The organism is Verrucomicrobiia bacterium (genome assembly GCA_035946615.1).
Classification (GTDB): Bacteria; Verrucomicrobiota; Verrucomicrobiia; order Limisphaerales; family UBA8199; genus DASYZB01.
The window spans coordinates 20,892-46,331 of the sequence record DASYZB010000132.1 but is presented as its reverse complement, the minus strand read 5'-3'; the positions used below and the strand labels follow the sequence as shown (position 1 = coordinate 46,331).

The following is a 25,440-nucleotide window of genomic DNA, read 5'->3' as shown; positions in this document are numbered from 1 at the left end:
TCCCTAATATGAAGATTGCTGGGGGCCGGCGGTGGAGCCGCTGATGCCGGTGACGCCACGAATCCATTTGGAAGTGACCTCGGGTTTGAGCATCTGTTCCACAGGTGTGGTCGTGGTGAACGGGATGGCGGCGAAGCTCATCCAAATCGAGCCGGGACCGAGAATGGAATCGATTTTTGCTCCGTATGCTTTAAGGTCGAAAGCGGTGGTGACGGCGGAGAGAGTCAAACGGCTGGTCGGCAGCTCGATGGAATTAAATGGAGCGAGGGAGTTGGCGAATTGCTGCGCCGGCACACCGCCGCCGTTGAAAAGGATGTCATTGCCCGTAGGCGGGTTGGCTCCGAACACCCCGTCTATTCCAGTATAAAAGGCCTGGGGATTAGCCGGGTAGGGGGAAACGGGCGGGGTATTGACACCGATCTTAGCGGGGTCGGCCCAGAGCAGGTCGAGGGTGTTGGCATCGACGAATGTGATAGGCTTTCCGGTCTGCCATGCCAGGAAACTGACGTCGCTCGAATTAGCCAGATTTCCCAGGAAGGCGACATTGGAAGCGACGAGGCTCAAGCGGGGCACATTCACGACAGCCCAGGCCCCGCCGGCGAACGCGTTTGTAATGGTCCCGCGCATCGTCTGCAAGGAGAGGGTGGTAGAATCCTTTGTGGAGGAGGCGACCGGGGTAGGCTGGAATGGGAGGCCCGAGCTATTGGTCAAGGTGATGGTCTGATTGACGACAATGTTGCCGTTGAAAGTGGTTTTGTTGCCGATCTGGAGTATGCCGGCCTTGACGTTGTTGAGCCCGGCGTATTCAAGCGGGTTGGGCCCGGCGATATAAGGACCACCGATAAAGAGGGTGCCTGAGGTGGAGATGGGCTGGAGGGTGACCTGGTTGCGGGGGGCGGTGATGCCGATGGCCGTGATGCCGATGTTATTGGCGTTGAGGGTGACCAGGCTGCCTGGGCTCAACGCGGTGATACCCGGCACCCCGCCGACGGTGGTCACGGTGAGGGCATCCTGGTCGGTAAACTGGAAGGCGCCGGGGCCGGTGAGGATTCCGGCGAGATTCTGCACGTGGTTATTGGTGCCGACAAGGGATACCTGGCTGACGCCGTTAAGGGCCAATTCCCTGGCAACCAGACTGGCGCCGGGTTCCTGGAAGATGCCCGCGGCCGAGTTGAGCATGACGGTGGCGATTGGGGCCAGGACATCATCCAAGTGCATATCGGTGCTTTGGGAGACCTGGACCTGAGTCCCGTTGGTGCTCGAGAGCGCGACGCGGCTGAAAGTATTGGCGGGGTTATTCAAAGTGATGTTGCCGCCAGCATCGAGATTCGCGCTGCCCCCAACCGAGACCGGGGCGGTTTGGGAAATGTTCCCGCTGGCAGTTCCCATCAAATCATTGACGACGTTGTATCCGGCAAAGACGAGGTCACCGCCATTGGCGTGGGCTTCGAGGCTTCGCGAAGCCCCACCCACCGTCAAGGTGCTGATGTCCACGAGAGTGACTGCCTGGCCATTGGCGACGGTGACCAAGCCACCGAAATAATTGCCCGGGCCATCCAAGGTGATGTTGCCGCCGGCATTCAGGGTGGTGGATGTCCCCACGGTGATAGCTTTTCCAGGGACCTGGCTAATCGCGCCGGGAGAAACCAGGGCCAGAGAACCGCTATTGACAGAGACAGTATCGAACAGGGCATCCCCGGCTTCAGTGACGGATGCGGCGGCGCCATTGACGGAGTTTAGGCTCAAGGACCCAAAGTAGTTCCCGGCATTGTTCAGTGTGATGTCGCCATTGGCGCCGCTGCCGGCTGAAATAAAGGAGGCCAGTTGCCCAACGGTGATGCTCCTGCCGGGGACCTGGGAAATTGCGGCCGCCGAGTTGATCGAGAGCGCCCCATTATTCACAGCGACTGTATCCAGCACCGCGGCGCTTGCCGCAGCGACAGACGCGGCTGCGCCATTGGCCGTGTTCAAGCTGAGCGAGCCAAAGTAGTTCCCGGCATTGTTCAGTGTGATGTCTCCGCCGGCGCCGCTGCCGGTGGAGGTAAACGAAGCCAATTGTCCGACCGTGATGTTCTTGCCCGAGACCTGGCTTATAGCGCCGGCCGAATTGACCGTGAGCGCGCCATTGTTGACGGCCACCGTATCGAGTGCGGTATCGCCCGCCTGGGTGACTGCCGCCGCTGTGCCATTGGCGGTAATCAAACCAAGGGACCCAAAATTATTGCCTGCATTGTTAAGAGTGATGTCGCCGCTGGCGCCGCTGCCGGTGGAGGTAAAGGAAGCCAACTGCCCTACCGAGATGCTCTTGCCAGGAACCTGGCTGATAGCCCCGGCGGAATTGAGTGTCAGGGCGCCGTTGTTCACCGCGACGATGTCGAGGACCGTGTCGCTCGCCTCAGTCAGTGATGCCGCTGAGCCATTGGCTGTGTTCAAACTCACTGAGCCGAAATTATTTCCGGCATTGTCGAGTGTGATATCGCCGCTGGCGCCAATGCCGGTCGAAATAAATGAGGCCAATTGACCGACCGTCATGGTCTTGCCGGCCACCTGGCTGATAGCTCCGGCCGAATTGATCGTCAGTGCGCCATTGTTCACAGAGACAGTATCCAGGGCAGTGTCGCTCGCCTCGGTGATTGATGCTGCCAGGCCATTGGCTGTGTTCAGAGCCACGGACCCGAAATTATTCCCGGCGTTGTTCAGCGTGATGTCGCCGCTAGCGCCGCTGCCGGTGGAGGTAAAGGAAGCCAATTGGCCGACTGTAATGCTCTTGCCAGCCGCCTGGCTGATCGTTCCGGCTGAGTTAACCGTCAGCGCGCCATTGTTGACCGCCACGGCATCCAGGGCGGTGTCGCTGGCCTCAGTGACCGAAGCCGCTGAACCATTGGCGGAGTTCAGAGCCACCGAACCGAAATTATTCCCGGCATTATCCAGTGTGATGTCGCCGCTGGCGCCGCTGCCGGTTGAGGTAAACGAAGCCAATTGCCCTACCGAGATGCTCTTGCCAGAAACCTGGCTGATTGCTCCAGCCGAATTGACCGTCAGCGCGCCATTGTTGACCACCACAGCGTCCAGGGCGGTGTCGCTGGCCTCAGTGACTGATGCCGCCGAACCATTGGCGGTGTTCAAACTCACTGAGCCGAAGTTATTTCCGGCATTGTCCAGTGTGATGTCTCCTCTGGCGCCGCTGCCGGTGGAGGTAAACGAAGCCAACTGGCCGACGGCGATGCTCTTGCCGGCCACTTGGCTAATGGCTCCGGCAGAATTGACCGTTAGCGCTCCATTGTTCACTGAAACGGTGTCCAGGGCGGTGTCGCTGGCCTCAGTGACTGATGCCGCTGAACCATTGGCGGTGTTCAAACTCACAGAGCCGAAATTGTTCCCGACATTGTCGAGTGTGATATCTCCGCTGGCGCCGCTGCCGGTGGAGGTAAACGAAGCCAACTGGCCGACGGCGATGCTCTTGCCAGACACCTGGCTGATGGCCCCGGCGGAATTGATTGTCAGCGCGCCATTATTCACTGAAACAGTGTCCAGGCCGGTGTCGCTCGCTTCAGTAACTGATGCCGCGGCGCCATTAGCGCTGTTCAGAGCGACGGAACCGAAGTTATTCCCCGCATTGTTCAGCGTGATGTTGCCACTGGCGCCGCTGCCGGTGGAGGTAAAGGAAGCCAACTGGCCGACCGTGATGCTCTTACCGGAAACCTGGCTGATGGCCCCGGCGGAATTGATTGTCAGCGCGCCATTATTCATTGACACGGTGTCCAGGGCGGTGTCGCTCGCTTCAGTGACTGATGCCGCTGAACCATTGGCGGTGTTCAAACCCACTGAGCCGAAGTTATTTCCTGCATTATTCAAAGTGATGTCGCCACTGGCGCCGCTGCCGGTGGAGGTAAAAGAGGCCAACTGTCCGACTCCAATGCTCTTGCCAGCCACTTGGCTGATGGCTCCGGCCGAATCGACCATCAGCGCGCCATTATTCACTGAAACGGTGTCCAGGGCGGTGTCGCTCGCTTCAGTGACAGATGCCGCCGCGCCATTGGCTGTGCTCAGAGCCACCGAGCCAAAATTGTTCCCGGCGTTGTCGAGCGTGATGTCGCCACTGGCGCCGCTGCCAGTCGATGTAAATGAGGCCAACTGGCCGGCCGTGATGCTCTTCCCAGCCACCTGGCTGATGGCCCCAGCCGAATTGACTGTCAGGGCGCCATTGTTCACCGCAACCGTATCCAGGGCCGTGTCGCTCGCCTCGGTAACCGATGCGGCAGAGCCATTACCGGTGTTCAGACCCACAGAACCAAAGTTATTGCCGGCGTTATTGAGCGTGATATCGCCACTGGCGCCGCTGCCCGTTGAAGAAAAGGCAGCCAACTGGCCCACGGTGACGCTCTTTCCAGCGACCTGGCTGATTGCTCCGGCCGAATTGACCGTGAGCGCGCCATTGTTCACCGCCACCGTATCCAAGGCAGTGTCGCTTGCCTCGGTCAGCGATGCCGCCGCGCCATTGACGGTGTTCAAACCCACAGAACCAAAATTGTTACCGGCATTGTTCAGGGTGATGTCGCCACTGGCCCCGCTGCCGGTCGATGTAAATGAGGCCAACTGCGCGACGGTGATGTTTTTACCAGCCACTTGGCTGATTGCCCCGGCGGAATTGACGGCCAGCGCGCCATTGTTTACCGCCACTGTGTCCAGGGCGGTGTCGCTCGCTTCAGTGACGGATGCCGCGGAACCATTAGCCGAGTTCAAGCTAACGGAACCGAAGTTGTTCCCGGTGTTATTCAGGGTGATGTCTCCGCTAGCCCCGCTCCCGGTGGAACTAAAGGAGGCCAACTGCCCTACCGTAATGTTCTTGCCAGCCACCTGGCTGATGGCGCCGGCTGAACTGACCGTCAGCGCGCCATTGTTTACGGCCACAGTATCGAGGGCGGTATCGCTCGCCTCGGTGGCGGATGCGGCAGAGCCATTGGCGGAGTTCAAACTGAGCGAGCCAAAATTGTTCCCGGCATTGTCCAACGTGATATCGCCAGCAGCCCCGCTGCCAGTTGAAGTGAAGGAAGCCAACTGGCCGACCGTGACGCTCCTGCCGGCCACCTGGCTGATGGCCCCTGCCGAGTTAACGCTTAGCGCCCCATTGTTCACCGAAACGGCGTCCAAGGCCGTAGCGCTGGCCTCAGTCACGGATGCCGCAGCGCCATTAGCCGAGTTTAAGCTCACGGAACCGAAATTATTTGCCGGGTTATTGAGGGTGATGTCTCCGCTGGCCCCGCTGCCTGCCGAGGTAAACGAAGCCAATTGTCCCGCCGTGATGCTCTTGCCAGCCACCTGGCTGATAGCGCCGGCCGAGTTGACCGCCAGGGCGCCGTTGTTCACTGCCACGGTATCCAAGGCGGTGTCGCTCGCCTCAGTCAGCGATGCCGCCGCCCCATTGGCGGTGTTCAAACCCACAGAACCAAAATTGTTACCGGCATTGTTCAGGGTGATATCGCCACTGGCCCCGCTGCCTGAGGAAGTGAAGGAAGCCAACTGCCCTACGGTGATGGTCTTGCCAGAAACCTGGCTGATGGCTCCAGCGGAAATGACCGTCAGGGCTCCGTTGTTGACTGCAATCGTATCCAAGGCTGAAGCACTTGCTTCATTGACTGACGCCGCCGCCCCATTCGGGCTCACCAAAGTGATTGACCCGAAATTATTGGCGGCGTTATTCAAAGTGATGTTCCCGGCCGCCCCGCTGGCAGTCGAGGTGAATGAGCCCAAACCGGTCACATTCAGCGCGCCGCTCTGCGTTAGGGGTCCGGCGGCAGCTACGCTCAAGTTACCGCTTGCGGTCGAGTTCCCCAAATCCAGGGCATTGGCATCGGCCAGCAGGACATTGGCGCCCGAGACAATTGATACCGTTGTAAAATCATTGGCGGGATTCGCCAGGGTAACGTCATTGCCAGGTCCGGCAGCAAAAGTGGCGATCTTACCCAGCCCGTTGGCTATAATGATCCCGGTTTGTGTGATGGGCCCGCTGGCGGTGACGTTAAAATTGCCGCTGACGGCCGAGGCGCCCAGGTTCAGCGCGTTGGCATCCGCCAACGTGACGTTATTGCCGGACCCTATGGATACCGTGGAAAAATCATTAGCGGGGTCGGCCAGGTTGATGTCATTGGCTGCTCCAGCGGCAAATGTTGCGGTCTTACCCGAGCCGTTGGCGATGATGCTCCCGCTCTGAGTCATCGGGCCGTTAGCCGTCACACTGAAATTGCCGCTTATATTTGCGGGGCCCAGGTTCAGCGCGTTGGCATCCGCCAGGGTGACGTTGTTAGCCGACCCTATAGCAACGGTTGTAAAATCATTGGCGGGATTGCCCAGCAGGATGTCGTTGAGAGGGCCGGAGGCGAAGGTGGCCACTTTGCCAAGCCCATTGGCCAAAATAACCCCGCTCTGCGTAATGGGTCCATTGGCAGACACATTAAAATTCCCGCTCACCGTCGAGGCCGCCAGGATCAGGGCGTTGGCATCCGCCAAAGTCACATTGTTGCCTGAGGTAATTGAAACGGCTGAAAAATCGTTGGCGGAATTTCCGAGCGTAATATCGTTGGCTGCTCCCGCTGCGAACGTGGCGACCTTGGCAGTTCCATTCGCAAGAATGGCCCCGCCCTGGGTAATCGGGCCGTTAGCAGCGACCGATAAATTGCCAGCCAGGGTGGACGCGGCAAGGTCGATGCCATTTAGGTCGGACAACGCCACGTTATTAGCGGAAACGATCCCTACGGAAGTGAAATCATTGGCAGGATTGGCCAGCGTAATGTCGTTGGCCAGACCGGCAGTAAAAGTGGCGGTCTTGCCCAGTCCATTAGCGATGATCGGACCGGTCTGCGTTATGGGACCGTTTGCCACGGTGCTGAGGTTGCCCCCGACGCTCAGCGTGCCAAATGCCGTTGCTCCTCCGGCGGTGGTGGCCAGATCACCGCTGATCGTCCCGCCGAGCGTCAGCGCTATAATATCATTCAGGTTGACGTTCCCGGCGCTCACAATGGTCACCGCGCCCTGGAAGGAGTCGGCATGATTCAACGTGATGTCATTTGCGGGGCCCGCGGCCAAGGCCGTGGTGCCGGCGACCGTCACCGCGCCGTTATCGCTGATGGGGCCGGTGGCGTTTGCATTGAGAAAGCCGCCCACGCTGAGGGGATTCAAGATAGTGGCGCCCCCTGCGCTGATACCCAAGTTACCACTGACCGCCCCCCCTACGGTCAACCCGTTCACGTCGGTTAGCACCACATTCCGGCCATTCACGATGGTTACGGCTCCGCCGAAATCGTCTGCATGAGTGAGTTGAATATCGTTGAGCGGGCCGGCCCCCAGGCTTGATAGACCTGCCACGTGAACGGCTCCGTTATCATTAATCAATCCATTGGCCGTGGCATTCAGGTTGCCACTTATATTCAAGTTATTGAATCCCAGAACACCTCCTGCGGTTGCATTGAGGTTGCCGCTAATCGTGCCACCTACAATCAGGCCATTGATGTCATTGAGGACGACGTTATGGCCGCTGGTAATGCCGACCGAGCTAAAGTTGTTGTTTTGATTGAGAGCGATGTTATTTGCTGGACCCGCTGCCAGTGTGCTGGTCCCGGTAACAGTCAAAGGGCCGGTACCGCTCTGGCTGATCCCACCGGCGGTGGTCGAAAGGGCCATCGTCCCGCCAATAACACTAGCTGCCGCGCCGGTGAAATCCACCAACCCGCCGGCTTTCACATTCAGATTTCCGCTCAACGTCAGAACGGGCAGGTTCACTCCGGCATTGTCGAATCGCAGAGTGAGGTTGCGCAGGGCCGCGGGGAGTGCCGGGTAGAGGGCGGTAGGAGTGGCGAAGACATTCCACAGCGCCACATCCTGCACCGAGCCGCCGTTGATGGCGCTGATGGTGATGGGCTGATTACCAAAATTGTTGGGGCTGCTGCCCAGGAGGACGCTGGCGGCAGCGCCATTGATGGTGAAGGTGCTGGGAAAGGCCATCACGTTGAGCGCTCCGCTCTGGCTAATCGTGCCACCAGCCGTCACGCTCAAGGCCCCACTCAAGGTGACCGCCGGCAGTGCTACTGGTGCGGTGTCAAAATACAATGTCAGGTTTCGCAGGTTTGCGGGCAAAGCCAATACTGATGCGCCGGGGTCCACGTTACGCAAGTTCAAGTCCTGCACAGAGCCACCGTTGATTGCGCCGACGCTGAGCGGTTGGTTGGCGAAATGATTGGGCTGGCCGCCTAATAGTATATTGGCGGTTACGTCCTCGATGCTGAAGGAACTGCCTCCGCTCATCACGCTCAGAGCGCCCAACTGGGTGATGTCACCTGCGGAGATAACCTGCAAGCTCCCCGGAAGAGTCAGCGCCGGTAATTGGACGGCGCCGTCGTCGGAACGGATAACGTAAGCCAAGGGCTGGCCGCCGATGAATTGGGCTGACGGCGGGAGATTCCCGGCGAGAATCGCCGCATCCTGCTGATAGGTGAAACTGACGGGCGCGGCCAGGCCGGCGGTATTCTCGAAGAGAGGGCCATTGCTGAGCAGGTCGGCGGTGGATGTGGCGCCGCCGCCATGGCCATCCCCAGCCTGATAGGATTGGGTATCGGCTTTTACAACCACGGCTGGACCGAAGGTGATGTTGCCCAAACCTGTGAGACCAGAATGGGCGTCGAACGTGCCGGCCGTAATGTTTGCGCCGATTGCAATATTATTGACCGATTCCAAATCAATTACACCGGTCGAGCTAATCGCTATGGCGCCGTTCAAGTTCAGGGTTGCCCCTTTAAGGGTTAAGCCGCTCAATAAAGGTGTGGTCGTCCCGATGACACCCAGGGAGATGTTGCCCCAACCATCGCTGCCCTGGCCGCTGGCATCCAGCACAAGGGCGTGGCTGCCATTAATAGCAGTGGCAGGACCAAAACTGATCGACCCCGCCGCGCCGCCATCCTGGATGCTATCCGTATCGATGGTTACATTATTGACCAAATTCACCGCTGTGATGCCTGTAAAATCCACGGCGGCATCTTCGGTATTAATGTTGCCATTTAATGTGAGGATGTTCCCTGTGACTTTCAGGCCCGTGAGCCGCGTCCCTCCGCCTAACACGCCCAAAGCCACGTTGCCGCCGGTATCGACTTCAAGCGTTTTTGCTCCATCCACGGTTGAGGTCAACGAGATGTTCTGACCGCCGGCATCCTTAAGAACGGTTGAGGCATTTAACACGACGGCGCCATTATAGGTTTGGCCGGCGGTGGACTGAACTGTGGGGGTGGCAGCGGTGCTGCCGGAGACCTGGAAAGCCGCCGTGTCTGCAATGGTCAGGGCGGCCGCATTGACGCCCGCAGGATTGGCCCCGCCCGGAGCTGCCATATTGAACTGGGCCTGGCCGCCCGTACCGCCAGAAGCATCGGTGGTGAGACTTGCCAAAGGCGTTGCGCCGCCGACCACACCATTGAATACCTCATTGCCGGTGGTATCGACCTCGAGACCAAAACTCCCATCTACTGTGGTTTGAAAGACGATGTCTTGTCCTGCCGAATCACGCAGCACAGTCCCGGCGCTCAAGACCACGGCGCCTTTATAAGTTTGGCCGCTGCTGGATTCGACACTCGGCTTGAGGCCGGTGCTTCCGGCGACATTCATCGCCGCGACGTCGTTGATGACCAGCGAACCCACATTAACGCCTGCAGGATTGGCACCGCCCGGCGCGGTCATATTGAACTGAGCCTGCCCGCCCACTCCGCCGCTGGCGTCAGTTGTCAGGCTGATCAGCGGGGTAACGCCACCGACGACACCATTGAAGATTTCGTTTCCGGTCGTGTCCACTTCGAGTCGGTGGTTGCCGTCCAACGTCGAGTCGAAGATGATGTTCTGTCCGGCGGAGTCTTTGAGGACGCTGTCCTGGCTTAGCGTGAGGGGGTTCTCATAGGTCTGGCCGCCGCTGGTTGTCACTGTCGGGGCGTTCAAGTCGGCATTGCCTGCGCTGGCGACCGAGTTGCCGCGCACATCGAGGCTGGCCAAAGGAGTGATTCCCACAGCGGCATCAAACTCAGACGTTCCGTCGGTTTTGATGGACAGGCCCTGCACCCCCGCGCTCGCGGCATCGACCGTGCTCTGGAACCAAATCTTGCCGTTGGCGGGCAAGGTTGCCGTGCTGCTGAGTGTGCGGGCGCCGGCAGCGCCGCCGATTGTTACCGCATGAACATAGGTTTGGCTGCCGGCCACAGCGAAATCCCCGTTTACCAGCGTCCCGCCCACGCCATCGGAAGTGAAGTTATTGAGGTTGGCAAAAACCGCTGGGACAGTCACAGCGCTGCTAAAGGACAACTGGAGGTTCTGGTTGCCCCCGTTCCAGGTTGGCCCGAGGGTCAGAGTCGTTCCGGTCAGGTGCGCGCCGGCGGATTGTGATACAGCGTTTTCAAAGGTTTGGCTTCCGCTAGTTGCGATACTGGGCGTGTTGAGGTCTGTATTGCCCGCCGTAGCGATGGAATTGCCTTTGATGTCGAGGCTCGCGAGACTGGTTGCTCCCACTGCTGCGTCAAACTCGGTCGTGCCATCTGTTTTCACCACCAGGCCCTGGCTTCCGGCGGTCAGGGCATCGACTGTGCCTTGAAACCAAATCTTTCCATTGGCGGGCAAGACAGCGGTGCTGGTGAGGGTCCGAGCACCTGCCGGACCGGAAATAGTCACTGGAGAGCCGTATGTTTGACTGCCTGCAGTGGTAAAATCCCCGTTAATGACGGTGCCGCCGGCGCCGTCGGAGGCGAAGTTGTTCACATTGACCAAAGCGGCTGGGACAGTGACCGAGCTATTGAAGGTCAGTTGCAGATTGTGGTTAGCCGCATCCCAACTGGGCCCCAGCGCCAGGGCCGAGCCTGTCAGGTGGGAGTCTGCAGACTGAACGACCGCATCGTTATAGGTTTGAGTGCCGCTGGAGGTCACATTGCCACCGATTTGAGTCTGCTCGCCGGTTTCGCCGGTCACATCGGTCGTCAGACTACCCAGACTCTGGAGGCCGCCAATGGCGCCATCGAATTCAGTGATGCCGCCGGTGTTCACTTTTAAAGTGCGGTCATTAGCGGCCAAGTCTCCATCGACTGTGCTCTGAAACCATACTTTGCCGCTCGTCAACAAGGTGTTACCGGTGCCGCGCAATGCGTTCACGGTCACGTTCTGAGCAAGGATGACTGGTCCAGAGAGGGTAATAGCGGCCCCGGCGCCGCCAACCCCAGTACCGCCGACCGCAACGCCGCCGCTCGCACTCAAGTCGCCGTTTAAAGTGATTGATGGCGTGGCACTATTCGCCGTCAGCGCAATAGAGCCGGCGCTGCCGCCGTTGTGGTTTCCACTACCCCGCGCACTGCTGCCGGAGCTGTCCACGGCTGCTAAATTAAGAGTGCCACCGATCAGGCTGAGGGTGCCGCCGCTATTTCCCGCTACGTTGCCCGAAGTCAGCGCCGCCCCGGCAGTGGTCAATGCGCCGGCAGCGATAATGTTGCCTCCGCCTGCTCCCGTATTAATGGAAAGATTACCTCCGGCTGTGGCCGTGGTATCGGCGGGACCGCTGGTTGTTAGCGTTCCCAGCGTCGCGTCGCCCGCTGCGCCCGATAACGTGCTGCCGGTGATGTTCGCCGCGCCGCCCCTGGTCAGAATGGACGAACCGGGTGTCATGAAAAACTGCGCAGTACCGGCATCGCGATTGGCTAGTGTGGCCGCCGCATCGTTGTATGTTGCGCTAAAATCCCCACCATTCATTGTGAGCGTAACAGCCCCGCTGCTATTAGCCGGTGTGGTGAAATCCGGAGTTTGGGCAAAGATGAGGTTGCGTCCCGCCTCGAGTGAGAAGTTTTTCCCTGCCGTGCCGGCGTTCAACGCGAAGTTGAGGTCCGTCTCGATGGCAATGTCATTGTTAGCCTTCAGGGTTAAGGAGGCATTATTGGCCAACTCGGTGACTAAGTTTGCTGCGCTCAAGTTGGCGGTAGCGGTCGGGTTCTGGGCGAAGGTCTCGTTATTCGCCACGACATCGGAACCCGATGCGTTGATAACGATGTTTTTCGGGTCAAGCAGCAGTTCGCCCCCGCGCCCGGCTGGCGCCAGGGTATTCACGAGGCCGTTAAAGGCCAAAGAATTGCCACTTGAAGTTTCGACGAAGCCGCCATTGCCGCCTTGGGACCCGCCTCGGGCGAAGATCGAGCCTTGGAACCGGGTAGTGTCCTCGGACCACAAGACGACCTTGCCGCCATTCCCAAGGGTCAGGGCATCGGCACGGATGGAGGCATTGGCTCCGACCACCGTGGCCTCGGCATTCAGGACGGCAGGATTGCGTCCATGATAATCGCCGCCCAATAAGACTGTGCCGCCTCCGCCCTGGCCACTGGCATCAATGAGCCCATTGCCAAAGAGGCCGACGTGGTCTCCTGTCACCTGGACCATGCCGCCTTTTGCGCCAGAGCTGTTGCCTTGGACGTCAATTGTCCCCGAACTGACTACAGTGGCTGGGGCCGTCGCATTGTGGCCGCCTTCCAGGATGACGGCGCCGCCGTTGCCGTTGGCGCCACTGGCATCGATGGCGCCGGAGTTCTGAATATTGCCGCCTGAAGCGCGCAAATAAATCCTGCCGCCCTCATTGATGGCGGTTGTGGCTCGAATTGCCCCGCCATTATTAATGGCCAGGGCATAAATATTGCCGCCGGCGGCTTTTATCTCGGTTGTTGCCGCCTGGATTTGCCCCTGGTTGTTCACGCCGGTGCCGGTCCCATGCTGGGCTGGATTTCCTGCCTGCACGACAATCCGCTCAGCCCCCGATTGGGCCAGGAGTATTTTTGAGCCTGCGGCTAAACCGACTGTGCCCGAGGCCTGTACTTTGCCGGCATTTTCGACTGTATTGGCTATGAGGAAGACATCCCCGCCCAAGGCCTGAATGGTTCCCTCGTTGCGGACGGAGGCGGTTGAAGACCCAGAGAGGGTCAGCGCAGCGGCTGAGCGGAAGGCATCATTGCCAATATCAAAAGTTGAGGCCAGAAAGCTCCGGGTGTTTATCACTCCGCTTGGCCCCACAAAGACACCCGCTGGATTGACCAGGTAAACCTTGCCATTGGCCTCGAGGTTTCCATAAATCAACGAGGGAGTGGGGGTCATGACCCGGTTCAAGATGGCGGCTGTTGCGGATGGCTGAATGAATTTGGTCATCTCTCCTGCATTGATGGAAAAGCTCTGCCAATTGATAATGGCCTGGCCTTTGTTCTGGTTGATGGTAACCAGTGAAGTGCCCTGCCCCTTGATAGTGGCATTAGCATTGCCCCCTACCACGCTGCCCCCAAGCGGGTTGGCATGGGCCTGATGAATAAACGACGCGCAACAAAAAGCCAACAGCCCCGCAACATTGATTCTCATAACCTTCACCTCGGACCGAGCCCCACTCGTACACGCGCACAAGCGCTCCTCGTGACAAAAATAGTGGATGCTCTGAGGGGTTTTCTAACCGAAACGCGAAGGAAGGTCAATACCTATTTGTGACAGATTGTTGTTTTGCGCGCGTTTTTCTTCCCGATTCCATATTCGCATTTTGCCGCTCGCGCGAGGGTGCGGTTTCTTTAGAATCAGGGCATGGCGCGCTATTCACGCAATGACCAGGCCGGAGTCGAACTGCCGAAGGCCAAGCTGGACCGTGAATCGCTGCGGCAGGCATTGGAGCTGTTCCAGTATCTGCGTCCGTATCGGGTTCGGTTTGGGGCGGCCCTGGTGTCGATGTTCATCGGCAGCCTGTTGAGCCTGGCCTTTCCTTACCTGGCGGGGAGCATCATCGATGCGGCCATGCACGGGTCCCGGGGCGGCGGCATGGCGCGCGCGGACCGCACGGCCCTGATGCTGATGGGCATCCTGGCACTGCAAGCCGGCCTGTCTTATTTCCATTCCCTTTCCTTTGCCACGGTCGGCCAGCGCAGTCTGGTCGATTTGCGCCGGGCGACTTATGCGAGATTGATCTCGCTGCCGATGACCTTTTTTGCCCAACGCCGCGTGGGGGAGTTAGCCAGCCGTCTTTCCGCCGACCTGATTCAAATCGAGGACACGCTCATCAGTGTAGTGCCGCAGTTTCTGCGCCAAACCACCTTGCTCGTGGGGGGCATTGCGCTCATTGCGGTCACTTCGCTGCAATTGACCGCTATCATGCTCGCGAGTCTGCCGTTGGTGATTGTGGTGGCGGTGGTGTTTGGCCGCAAAACGCGCAAGATTTACCGGGAAGCGCAGGATCGGCTGGCTGATACGGCGACGATCGTGGAGGAGACGTTGCAGGGCATCGTGAATGTGAAGGCCTTTTCCAATGAAGGTTATGAACTCAATCGCTACCACGACGGGTTGGGAAGGTTCCTGACCGCCACGTTGCGCGGCGCCCGGCTGCGCGCGGCGTTCAATGCCTTTATAGTCCTCGCCTTGTTCGGGTTCATCGTTCTGGTGCTGTGGTCCGGGGCTCGTCTTTTGCAGCAGGGAAGGATCACTTTTGGCGACCTCACCCGTTTCGGGCTTTACACGACATTTATTGCAGGAGCGATGGGGCAATTCGCGGAACTCTACAGCCAGCTCCAAAAGGCCATCGGCGCCACGCAGCGGGTTCGGGAGTTGCTGCGGGAAACCGGCGAGGTGGAAGCGTTGCTTGGCCCCCGGCCAGCCCCGAGGCTGCCGCGGCTGCGCGGAGACGTGATGTTCGAGAATGTGCACTTCACCTATCCTTCGCGACCCGGAGTTGAAGTGCTTCAGACGATCCACCTGGAAGCGGCTTCGGGGCAAAGAATCGCCCTGGTGGGCCCGAGCGGGGCGGGAAAGTCCACCCTCATTTCGCTGCTGCTACGGCTGTATGATCCGTCAGCCGGGCGGTTGTTGGTGGATGGCAGGGATGCCCGCGATTACCGGCTCACCGAGTTGCGGGGCCAAATGTCCATGGTCCCGCAGGAGGTCTTGCTGTTCGGCGGAAGCATTGCGGAGAACATCGCCTATGGAAAACCGGGCTCGAGCATGGCGGAAATCGAAGGGGCGGCTCGACAGGCCAACGCGCATGAGTTCATCCAGGGCTTTCCGGAAGGTTATGCCACACTAGTGGGCGACCGCGGCATCAAGCTTTCGGGCGGGCAGCGTCAGCGTGTGGCCATAGCCCGCGCGATTTTGAAAAATCCGGCCATCCTCATTCTGGATGAAGCCACCAGCTCGCTGGATTCAGAGAGCGAACGCCTGATTCAGGAAGCGCTGGAGACCCTGATGCAAGGGCGCACCACGTTTATTATCGCCCACCGGCTGGCCACCGTGCGGCATGTGGACCGCATTATCGTGATCGCCGGTGGGCGGGTGGTCGAGTCCGGCACCCACGAAGAACTGCAAGCCATGGAGGAAGGTGTGTACCGGCGCCTGGCCGCGCTGCAATTCCGCGAACCCGCCTCGCTTGACGCAATTTCGTAATGTTTCGTTGGTAACAGTCGCTTTAATCCGGGCGCGCTTCCAGAACTCATGCGCTTGTTGGTAATGCCGTCATTCGAAATCCGCCGGCTCGCCGCCTCTGCGCGCCAAGCTGGCGCTCTTTGGCCACCCCATTGCCCCCATTGTCTCACCCGGAAGTTTAGGCGTTGACGAGCGCTAGCGAGTCAGCCCGTAAATTTGGGCGGTTACTTCTTTGCCAGCGACTCCTTGACGAAGCGGCCAAAGTCGTTGGGCTCGAAAGCCCAGTTCTTGAGCAACGGTGGACCGCAGCTTGGATGGAAACACCAGGCCGTCCAGTTCAAGTGATGAGTCTGGGCGTAATCCATGAGACGCCGGGCGTATTCAAGGTCTTTGGAAGAGCCGCCCCATTCGCCCATGAATACCGCATATTGTTTGCTGACATCGCCAAAGCTTTTGTCCCAATCCTTTTTCCAGGGATAGGGGTGGGTCTCATAAATGATGTTGGTGCCGGCAATGGCATAGCCTTGCAGGACACCGCGCAAATCATAAGCCCACTGGTTGCCGCTGGCCGTCACCACGTTCCCGGCTCCGGCTGCCCGCACGGTGTCGTAGAGTGTCTGCATACCGACGGCCTGGTAAACAACGGGCGCTTGCTGGGCGGCCTTCTTCGAAGGTTTCTCCGTGACGGTGCCGCCGTCGCGCCAAATTGTCCATTTAATGTCGTGCGGCTCATTGTACAGGCCGAGGATGACGTTCTGCTGGTTTTTGTAGCGAGTGGCGGCGTCTTTCCAGAAGAGAATGGAATGCGCGTCCGGCATGGAGTGCTGAGAGAGCCTGGCGCCTTCATTGGCCCACCCGCCGCAATCCGACCAGTGAAGATCGAGATCGATGTAAGTCCCGGCGGCTCCGGCGGCTTCGGCCAACCTGTCCACCAGCGCGCGATAGCCGGCGCCAGCGTCCTGTTGTCCGCTCGTTTTGCCGAACCAACGGTCCTGCGCCAGGGGCATGCGGATGATATTGGCTTTCCACACATGGATGGCCTGGTCGAAGGCCTGCTCCATGTGCTCGCCCTGGGTTGTCCATTCGAGCGAAGCGATGTTTACCCCGCGCAGCAAGACAGGCTCGCCGCTCGCGTTGAGAAGGCGGGTTCCTTCAACACGCAGGCGCATCGGAGCACGGTTGGGAGCCATGGGAAGGGGTTGGCTCGGTACAAGGTCATCGTCTCGAGCCGGGTTGGCCGCTCGGCTGTTTGCAGTGCCTGCGGATAACGCAACTAAGGTGAGCGCGAAAACAATGGCCTTGGCGGAAACAATAATCATTGAGCTCAAAAAGGTTGTTATTGGTACTGGGCCGCGCTGCGGGTGATGAGCCACTGGTAATCGACGCGGCCTGCTGAATCAAACGCAGGAGAGAAATAGGAGAACTGGACGGGGATTTTGGTCCTGCTGCTCAGCCAGATGTGCAATTCGGAGTGGCCATCAGCGAAGGTAACCACTGCCCCGCCGTTATGCAAGGAAGCCGGAATATCACCCCAATAAGCAGCCGAGACGGGATTGTTTAGAAAATAGCCGTCGTTCATCGAATCAGGATGCTCATCGAGAAAAACAAAGGTATTGCCGGGTTGAGCAACCCGGCTGACTTTTAGCCATTGCCTGTAGGAAGAAAAGAAGGTGTTTCTGCCCGTCTCCCAAGTAGAAGGCCCCAAGGTATCGTATGGTCCGAAGAACCCATTCATTGAAACACTGCGGGTGCGAGCAATGTGCCCGGCCGCAAGTTGAGCCGCTGAGAGGTAATTATCCGCCGGACATTTGTAAAGGCCCACCTTGCCCGCGGTGTAAGGAGCAAACAATCCGGTCTGGAGATTAGTGGGATTGAAGTTTCCCCATTGGTCGTTGGTACTCCAATCCATGATGTTATTGGCCCAGTTCAGAAACTGGCCGCTGGAAATAGTCTGCATGGTTCCCGAAACGGAGAAATTGTTGATGACTTGGTCGAGATCGTCATGCGCGTACATTTGCCACGCGAGCGCGAGGTGCCGGTGATTGTCGAGGCATTGGACGGCTTTGCCGTTGGATTTGACACGGGTGAAGCCGGGGGCAGCGATGAACGCCGAAATCGCAACCATCACGAGCAACACGAGTAATTCGAGGAGCGTAAACCCGCGCGACTTCGAGCTAGGTTTCGGCATTTTAATCCAATCCATTTCTCGAGCCTTGACGATCGCCTTCAGTAGGTCCCGACACGATAAAAGCGCTGGCTGGGTGGGGGCGCAGGGTCCTGCAGCCAGGCCTTGGTGCCCAGGTTGGTGTAAGTTCCGCCAAGAGCTTGCCAGGCCGCCGCGTTCAAATCGTCTTTGAATTCGACTTGATAGCTATTTCCGGAGACCCAAGGCCACGTGAGCCAAGGGCCCTGGCCGGGAGAGGCGGCAGGAGCAAGTGTCAGATTGAGGAAGGTGTAGGTGAAGACATCACTGTTCTGGTTGAAATCACCAGAGACAAGGTCCGAAGCCCAGCTTGCGAAGGCGAGGGTATCGCCGTCGCCGCTGAACACGGGTGGAAGCGAGCGGTTATTCGGGTTGAGGCCGTTGAGCAGGCTGGCGCTGAGGAGGGAGTTTAGCCCAGTCTGCCGATCATACAGGAAGACCTCCGGCAATCCAGTGGCAACGCCGGCCACCAGGTTCGTTGCCCTGCTGCGATAAGCGACAAAGCGGCCATCGGCACTGATAGCAGGCGAGTCGGAATCGGCGCTGGGGGCGCTCGAAGGATTCAAGTTGTGGGTAACCTGGGTGCTGCCGCCGTTTTGGAGATCGTACAGGTAGATTTGGTTGATGAAGTCCCGCCCTCTCTGTGCGCAGGCCAGCCAGAGGCCATTAGCGCTGAAGCGCAGGTCTTCGTAGTTGGTGCTGGCTGGAGCCAGCAGAGAGCCGCTTCCTGTGGTTGTATCCATCAGGTACAGCCCAGGAGTCCCAGCAAAGGCCGCGCGGCTCCCGTCGGGTGTAATGGCTGCGCCATAAATGCTGGTGGCTAAAGTCCCGGCGAAGCTATTGGTATAAATGAAGGCCTCGCTTTGAGAGTTCCAAAGGTAAAGGTAGCAGGCGCTTCCAGTCGCCGGCGCCCCCAGGGCAACGTAATGACCATCCGCCGACATGGCAACAAAGCCTGATTGGCCTTGGGTTGTCAGCGCGTGCGTTACGCCCGCTTGCATGTCGCGCAGAAAAAGGTTCTCCGCCGGGTAAGCAATCGAGCCGGAGACGGCAGCCAGGTTTAAGGCCTGACTGCGGAATAACACATAGCGGCCACCAGTGCTCACGAAGGGCGAGTAGGAATCCTTGTTGCCCGGGGCATTGCCCGCGCTGCTAATGCTTACCAGGGTTGTGGTCCCGTTCTGCAAGTCGCGAAGGAAGACTTGCTGAACCTTGTTTGTAGCGCCACTGATCAGGTCGTCGGCGCTGCTGGTGAAGGCGACAAACCGCCCATCGGGGCTGATGGCCGGGTCAAAGGAGACCGCATCCCCACTCCAGCCATTGGTATTGACACTGACCAGAACCGTTGCGCCGGAGGCCAAGTCGCGCACAAACACCTCGCTGCACTCATTGGTGTCGTTGGACGTGAGGTTATCGGCATCGCTTGCAAAGGCGATGAAATGGCCATCTGTCGTCATCGACGTGGATGCAATAGTGCTGGACCCATTCGCGGTGGCTGAGGGCAATGCCGGGTCATGCGTCGAAATCATTTGGACAGCGCCGCTGGTAATGTCGCGCAGGAACACATCCGAACCGCGGTTGCGATCATTGGGGACCAGATAGGCATCGTCGCAATCGAAAGCGGCGAAATGGGCATCGGGTGTAATGCGGAGTGTGACGGCGGGGCTGATGAGCGAACCCACGCCGTTGGTATCGGCGTCCAACATGGTTGTGGCGCCAGCCTGCGTATCGCGCACGTAAAGGTGATAATCGCCGATAAGCGGGTTGCTGGTCAGATTCGAGGAGGTGCTGACGAAGGCAACAAAGCGGCCATCGGGCGTCAGGCTGGGCTGATCGCAGGTGGCGCCGGCGGGCACCTGGTTATTAGTGTCACCGCTGATAAGCGAGACCATACCGCTGTTGGCATCCCACAAGAGGATACAGCTCGTGCTCGTGTCGTTGGTATTGGCGACAAACGCAATGAACCGCCCGTCCGGGCTCATATCCAGCGTCTGAATGTCCTGGTATGCGGTAATCGGAACGGCGCCATTGGTATGCACGATGTCGGTGAGGCCGGAGGCGAGGCTATAGCGCAGAATGGTCCCCACACCGGAGGTCTTGCTGGCTTCATAAGCGACGAACTGGCCATCAGCGCTCAAGGCAAGGTTGAAAGAAACCACCTTGTTTGTGTTGAGCACGGTTCGGGCATAGCTGCTGGCCCAGGTGGTAGCGCCAGCAGCCAAGTCGCGAACATACACATCGCCGCCGGGGGGAACCCCCTGCACCAGGTTCGTCGCGGTGCTGAAAAACGCCACGTACCGGCCATCAGCGCTGAGAGCGGGCGATTCGGAACTGCCATTGCCTGTAGGCGATGAGCGGTTTGTGGACACCGCCCCGACGCTGGCAAGCATGGTCATTCCAGCCTGCAAGTCCCGCACGAAAACGTCCGCAATCTTGTTTGTGTCGCCTGGAACTAAATCAGTCGCATCACTGACGAATGCGACGTAGCGTCCATCCGGAGTCATGGCAGGGCTGCGCGAGGCCCCGTTGCCGGCCACACCGTTGGTGTTGACGCTCACGAGGGTGGTTGTGCCGCTGACGAGATCGCGCACAAAAACATCTGTGGCACTATTGGTATCGCCCGAAACCAGGTCACTCGCGCTGCTGACGAAGAGGGCGTAGCGGCCATTGGTCGAGAGGTCTGCTGGAAGCGAATCGCCGTTGCCACCGGCCACACCGCTCAGATTCACGCTCACGAGGGCGATTGTAGCGCTTTGCAGGTCGCGCAGGTAGAGGTTCAATACCGATGGGAATGAGGGAGGGATGGTGGCATTGTTGCTCGCGAGCAAGAGGTTGTTCGCCGTGCTTGCAAATAAAATGAACCGGCTATCGGGGCTGATGATGGGCGCCCAGGAATCTCCACCACCCCCTGAGACCGGCCCCTGTGCGGGAGCAACGGTGGAAATAAGTTGAAAGTCGCCTGCTTGGACGCGGCCTGAGAGACAGCCGATACCCAGGAGCACGCGGCACAGGCGGCGGATTGAAAAGCAGGCGTTCATAGGAGTCTATTTATGTGTTGAGGAATGCTGTGCGAGCCAGATGAAGTCGGCCCGGTCGGCCGGGATCGTGGCGTGGACGGTGGCGGTGAAAGGACCCTGCAATATCTTGCCACCCCATTTGTGCATCTCGGCATGGCCATCACAGAATGAAAAGGTGCCCCCGCCAGCGTGGAGTGAAGCAGGCCAATCGATAAACTCAAGAGTATTCAGGGCGGCAACGGTGCTCAGCGCGCCATCGTTAATGCTCTGGGGATTTTCATCGCCGATCATAAACACCATTGATGGCGCAATAACGCTGAAGGCTGAAGGTTTGCCGAAAGTGGCGTAAGCACCTCGGCCATTCAGGGCGTCGTGAAGTCCATCCAACCATGGGCCATTGACCGCATGGCGGATGAGGCCACCGTGGCCGCCGCCGCTGGACCAGAAGGTATCATCAGTGCTGCCGACAGCGCCGCTCGCGGAAATGGTTCGCACGGCTGAGATGGTTTGCCCCTTAAGACTCGGTTGCTGAGTGCCTGAGTAGAGCCCCGTCCGCAGGTCGGCTGGACAATGAAATAATTTTATGTTGTTGGCGATGTATAGATCGACCAGGCAATAGCTTGGATCGTAATAGAGGTCGGGATTGAAAACGTCGGGGGTACTGGCTCCTTCGGCATTGGGACACCAATGATAGTACTTGATGGAATTGCCCGGGTCATCCGGGTTGGGTGGGTACCATCCGTAATCCGTCGCGTATTGATGCCAGGCCGAGGCCATCTGCTTGCAATTGTTCATGCATTGAACTTGCTTGTCCTTGGACATGACCCGCGTAAGGGCCGGCAACGGCATAGCCGCCAGAAAGGCGAGGATGCCTATGACCACCAACAATTCAATCAGGGTAAAACCCCGCGGTTTGTCTCCTTGCGAAAAGGTGGGCGCGATTCCTTCTGCAGTGTTCTGGATATTTGAGGTGATTTGCATTGTTGTTTCCTTCACGCACGGCATACAACTGGGGTGGTGATGGCGGCTAAACTACACCAGCATTGCCTGCGTGTAAAGCATAATCTCCATCGAGTCATCGAGTCCATCGAAGGTTCGAGTGGGGCGCGTCTATTGTGAAGGCCGTCCCAAACCCTTGCAGCCCGAGATGGGATGGCCGACTTACCTGGATTGTGGTGGCTGCTGATTTCGCGGTTCGCGCGGTGGCAATGACTGGGGAGCATTGGCCGGGGGAATCGAGCGGACCTCCGCAGCCTGATGGTAGCCTTTGGGAAAGTAGGCGGATTGGGCCGGGGCGCTTCTTTGGGCTTGCGTAGCGACTTCGGAACGGCTGCTGCTGCGCAGCGGGTAAAGGTTGCCTGGTTCCTGGGGCCGGGCGGACGAAGTGTATCGCGGTGAGGTCAGGGTTTGGGTTTGGCGGTTGGGCGCCGCCGGATAGGTTGAACCCTGCCTGGATTGGTAGCTGCTTGTCGAGCGGGGAACGGATTGCGCCTGCTCGCTGGGGCGCGATGAGGGCGCCGCAAATGTGGGGGCAGGCTGCGCCTGGGCCGACCTGGGAGCGCTACGCGCCGGATTGCCGGCGGGAGGCTGGGCGGAACCAGACCGCGGCTGATTCCGAATGGGGGTGGCCCATGGGGTCGCGTTGTTGCCAGCCGGGGCGGCTCGGTAGGTAGTCATGGCCGGAGCAACCGGCGCGTGTTGGATTACCGGGTGACGTTGATCAATCTTCTGGGCAACCATCCTCGGGGTCTGAACAGGAGGCGCTTTCAATGGCGGGCGATACACTGCCAGCTCGGATTTTCCGGAAAGGTTTCGTTGCAACCCTCTCTGGGCGGGGGCGGGCACATCGCGAATGGGAAGCTTATGGATTTGAGTGTGGGTCGCCGCGGCGATCCGGTCAACTTTCAGGCCGTTATTGACGATGGTGTTGTTCACCACGGTGTAGTTGTTGATGATTGTTGTGTGGTTGTAAATCCGCGTCACGTCGGCCTGAGCCAAGCGACGATGTCCCAAATCGCGATCGTTAAAATCACGCAGAGCGACGAAAGTGAAATTAGCCGGGCCGAGTCCGAAACCGAAATCAGCCCCCACCCGGGCGCCATTGAACCGCCAGCCCAGGTGCAGATCGAAATCGGCGTGAGGCGGCAGTGGGGCCCAACCGCAAGCGTCGCCCTCGCTGCGCCAGACAACCCAGGCTGGTCCCCAGACCCGGTCGGGGCTCCACACCCAGCCGCAGCCCGGATGCATATACCAGCGGCCATAATGGAACGGGGCCCAACCCCAGGAATAATCCGATTGCCAGTACCAGCCGGCGTCGGTGTAATCCCAATGGCCGGAGTCGCAATAAGGGCGCCAGCCGGCGTTTATCCTCACCGCCCGAGGCTGCCAGCACCAACCCACTCCGTCCAAGTCCACCCAAGTCCCATACGGCGCGAGGTCATTGTAAAAGTAGGTCACATCCGGTGGAGGGCTGCTGACATAAACCGGGGCGGAAACGGGAACCGCCACGGGTGCGGGGGCCTCCGGGACAGGGGCGACTTGTTGGGGCGCGACGGCTTCGTTGTCGGCAGGCGGGGGGCTGGCCGGAGGCGGCGCTGATGGGGGATACAGCGTTTGATTGTACGAGTATTGCGCGGTTTGATTCCGCAGCGCATTGTCGCGGTTGAGCATCCCCGCAAGGACCGGCGATGAAATCCCTATGTCCCGCAAATAAAGGATTTGGTCGGCTGAGAGATTGAAGGGGGAATTGGCATTTTGGATGTAAGCCAGGATGACGTCTTCTGTCGTGCCTGCCTCGGAGAGGCGGACCACTTCGTTGACAGTGGGGGAAAGGTCTGTGGGGACTGCGGCGGGACCCGGGGGTTGGGCCACGGAGGCATCGGTTACCGGAACTTGGGCCCGGCCAAGACACAGCGGCAGCAGGAGCGTTGCAACGATGGCCAATAGATTCTTCTTTTTCATAAGCTGAAACTGCTTATTCAATTCGAAAGATTAGACCCCGTCGATGGTGGTTTATTCACCTGGCGGATGGCACTAAGCCTCATCGTTTTATCTCCAGCTGGGCGAAGGGATTGTTGCTGAACTCGTTCGAGCGCCGGGGCTCGTCCCGGCGCGCTTCTTGTTCGAGTTGCGCCGTCGCGGGCTGATGATCGCCCTCCGGGTGGGGTGGCGCGGCGGTAGCGCTGGGGCTGCGGGCGCCTTGTTGCGGATGACGGGCGCGTTTGTTGCGCGGCAGCGGGCTAATCATGACATTGATGGCGCGGCCCATGAGTTTGGGATCAAAATCCGGATGGCCGTAAGCAGTAATCTCCGTGAGGAATCTCCGGATGACTTGAAAGCCGTACTCCGTATGGGCCATTTCCCTGCCTCGGAACTTAAGGGTCACCTTGACTTTCATGTCTTCGCAGAGGAAATCGATGGCGTGTCCGATTTTGACGCCTAGATCATGGGGGTCAATTTTCGGGCTGAGTTGGACCTCTTTAACTTTGTTGGCGTGCTGGTGCTTCTTCGATTCTTTGTCCCGCTTGGCCTGTTCATAGCGGAATTTTCCGAAATCCACCAGGCGGCAGACGGGGGGAATCGCATTGGGTGCGATTTCGACCAGGTCCACGGCGTTGGTACGGGCCAAAGTCAGGGCATCGCCCAGGGACAGCACACCAAGCTGATTGCCGTCCACGCCGATAACCCGGACCTCGCGGGCGCGGATTTTTCCATTAACCCTGACGAAAGGAACGGAAGAAGAAGAAGAACGTGGGGAGAAAGGGCGGCTCAAGACACCCTCGTCGGTTGAAGCTTATTCATGCATTCATTTACCAGGACACAGGCAAATAAAGCCATTGTATCCAACGCCGAAAAACTACCTAAGGAAAACTTAATTGGCAAGCGAATAATTGTGAAAACCAGGCAACATGTCATTTGACCTTTACTGGCCTGGCGGACCTGCTAGAAACCTCGCAGTGACAGAAACACTCACCATCGGTTTCCTTGGGGCGGGCAAAATGGCAACTGCCCTGGCCAAAGGCTTCATTGGCGCCGGGTTGATCTCTCCAAGCCGGGTCATCGCCAGCGACCCCAGCCAAGCCGCCCGCTCAGCCTTTGCCCAAAATACTGAGGCCCGCGCAACGGACTCGAATGCGGAAGTGGCGCGGTTTGGAGGGGTGGTGATTCTTGCCGTGAAACCGGATCAGGTCAGCCCCGTCCTGGCAAGCATCCATGAGGAAATAACTGACAAACATCTTCTCATTTCAATTGCAGCAGGGGTGCCCCTGGCAAAGCTCGAAGCAGGTTTGAAAAACGGCGCAAGGCTCATCCGGGTCATGCCTAACACGCCGGCGCTGGTCGGAGCCTCGGCAACAGCCTTTGCATTGGGCAACAATGCGCGTCCGGCAGACGGGGAGCTGGCGCACCGGCTATTTTCTGCGGTGGGACTTGCGATTGAGGTCAACGAGGGGCTCCTGGATGCGGTAACTGGTTTGAGCGGGAGCGGTCCGGCCTACTTGTATATGATCATCGAGGCCTTAAGCGACGGGGGCGTCGCCGCCGGATTGCCGCGCGAGGTGGCGACCAAGCTGGCGGCTCAAACCGCCTTGGGCAGCGCCCGGATGGTCCTTGAAACGGGCCTGCACACCGGCTCGCTCAAGGACATGGTCGCCAGTCCCGGAGGCACGACCATCGAGGGGATACACGAACTCGAGAAAGGCAAACTGCGCGCCGTACTCATGAACGCGGTGCGCGCCGCGACTGAAAAATCTAAACGACTGGGGGAGGGCAGAAAGAAAGAGGCGGTTTAAC

Annotated in this window: 9 protein-coding genes; 2 read left to right on the top strand and 7 right to left on the bottom strand. The window is 59.1% G+C overall.

The features are described from left to right. Positions 1–3: 3 nt before the first annotated feature. A complete protein-coding gene (locus VG146_19045) occupies positions 4–13,395 on the bottom strand; it encodes a filamentous hemagglutinin N-terminal domain-containing protein (GenBank protein HEV2394452.1) in 13,392 nt (4,463 codons plus the stop codon). Positions 13,396–13,608: 213 nt separating this feature from the next. Here VG146_19045 and VG146_19040 point away from each other — a divergent pair, with 213 nt between their 5' ends. Next, positions 13,609–15,450: an ABC transporter transmembrane domain-containing protein gene (locus VG146_19040; protein ID HEV2394451.1), complete on the top strand. Its 1,842-nt coding sequence runs from the start codon at positions 13,609–13,611 to the stop codon at positions 15,448–15,450. Positions 15,451–15,653: 203 nt separating this feature from the next. Here the strand turns inward: VG146_19040 and VG146_19035 are convergent, their stop codons facing one another. The 6 genes from VG146_19035 to infC form a co-directional block, all read right to left on the bottom strand. Then, positions 15,654–16,619, bottom strand: coding sequence for a glycoside hydrolase family 5 protein (locus tag VG146_19035; GenBank protein HEV2394450.1), 966 nt, complete (start codon positions 16,617–16,619; stop codon positions 15,654–15,656). Between the two features lie 146 nt (positions 16,620–16,765). Continuing rightward, a complete protein-coding gene (locus tag VG146_19030) occupies positions 16,766–17,617 on the bottom strand; it encodes a hypothetical protein (GenBank protein ID HEV2394449.1) in 852 nt (283 codons plus the stop codon). Between the two features lie 38 nt (positions 17,618–17,655). After that, on the bottom strand, positions 17,656–20,670 hold the full coding sequence (locus VG146_19025) for a hypothetical protein (protein ID HEV2394448.1): 3,015 nt from the start codon (positions 20,668–20,670) through the stop codon (positions 17,656–17,658). Between the two features lie 6 nt (positions 20,671–20,676). After that, positions 20,677–21,630, bottom strand: coding sequence for a DUF1559 domain-containing protein (locus VG146_19020; protein HEV2394447.1), 954 nt, complete (start codon positions 21,628–21,630; stop codon positions 20,677–20,679). A gap of 180 nt (positions 21,631–21,810) precedes the next feature. Then, on the bottom strand, positions 21,811–23,610 hold the full coding sequence (locus VG146_19015) for a DUF6600 domain-containing protein (protein HEV2394446.1): 1,800 nt from the start codon (positions 23,608–23,610) through the stop codon (positions 21,811–21,813). Positions 23,611–23,689: 79 nt separating this feature from the next. Beyond that, entirely contained in the window at positions 23,690–24,421 is a 732-nt protein-coding gene (gene infC, locus VG146_19010; protein ID HEV2394445.1) for a translation initiation factor IF-3, read from the bottom strand. 184 nt (positions 24,422–24,605) lie between these two features. On the opposite strand from infC, the gene proC reads away from it, so the two are divergent. Beyond that, the gene (gene proC, locus VG146_19005) at positions 24,606–25,439 is read left to right on the top strand and encodes a pyrroline-5-carboxylate reductase (GenBank protein HEV2394444.1); all 834 of its coding nucleotides are present in this window, start codon (positions 24,606–24,608) and stop codon (positions 25,437–25,439) included. Position 25,440 lies beyond the last annotated feature (1 nt).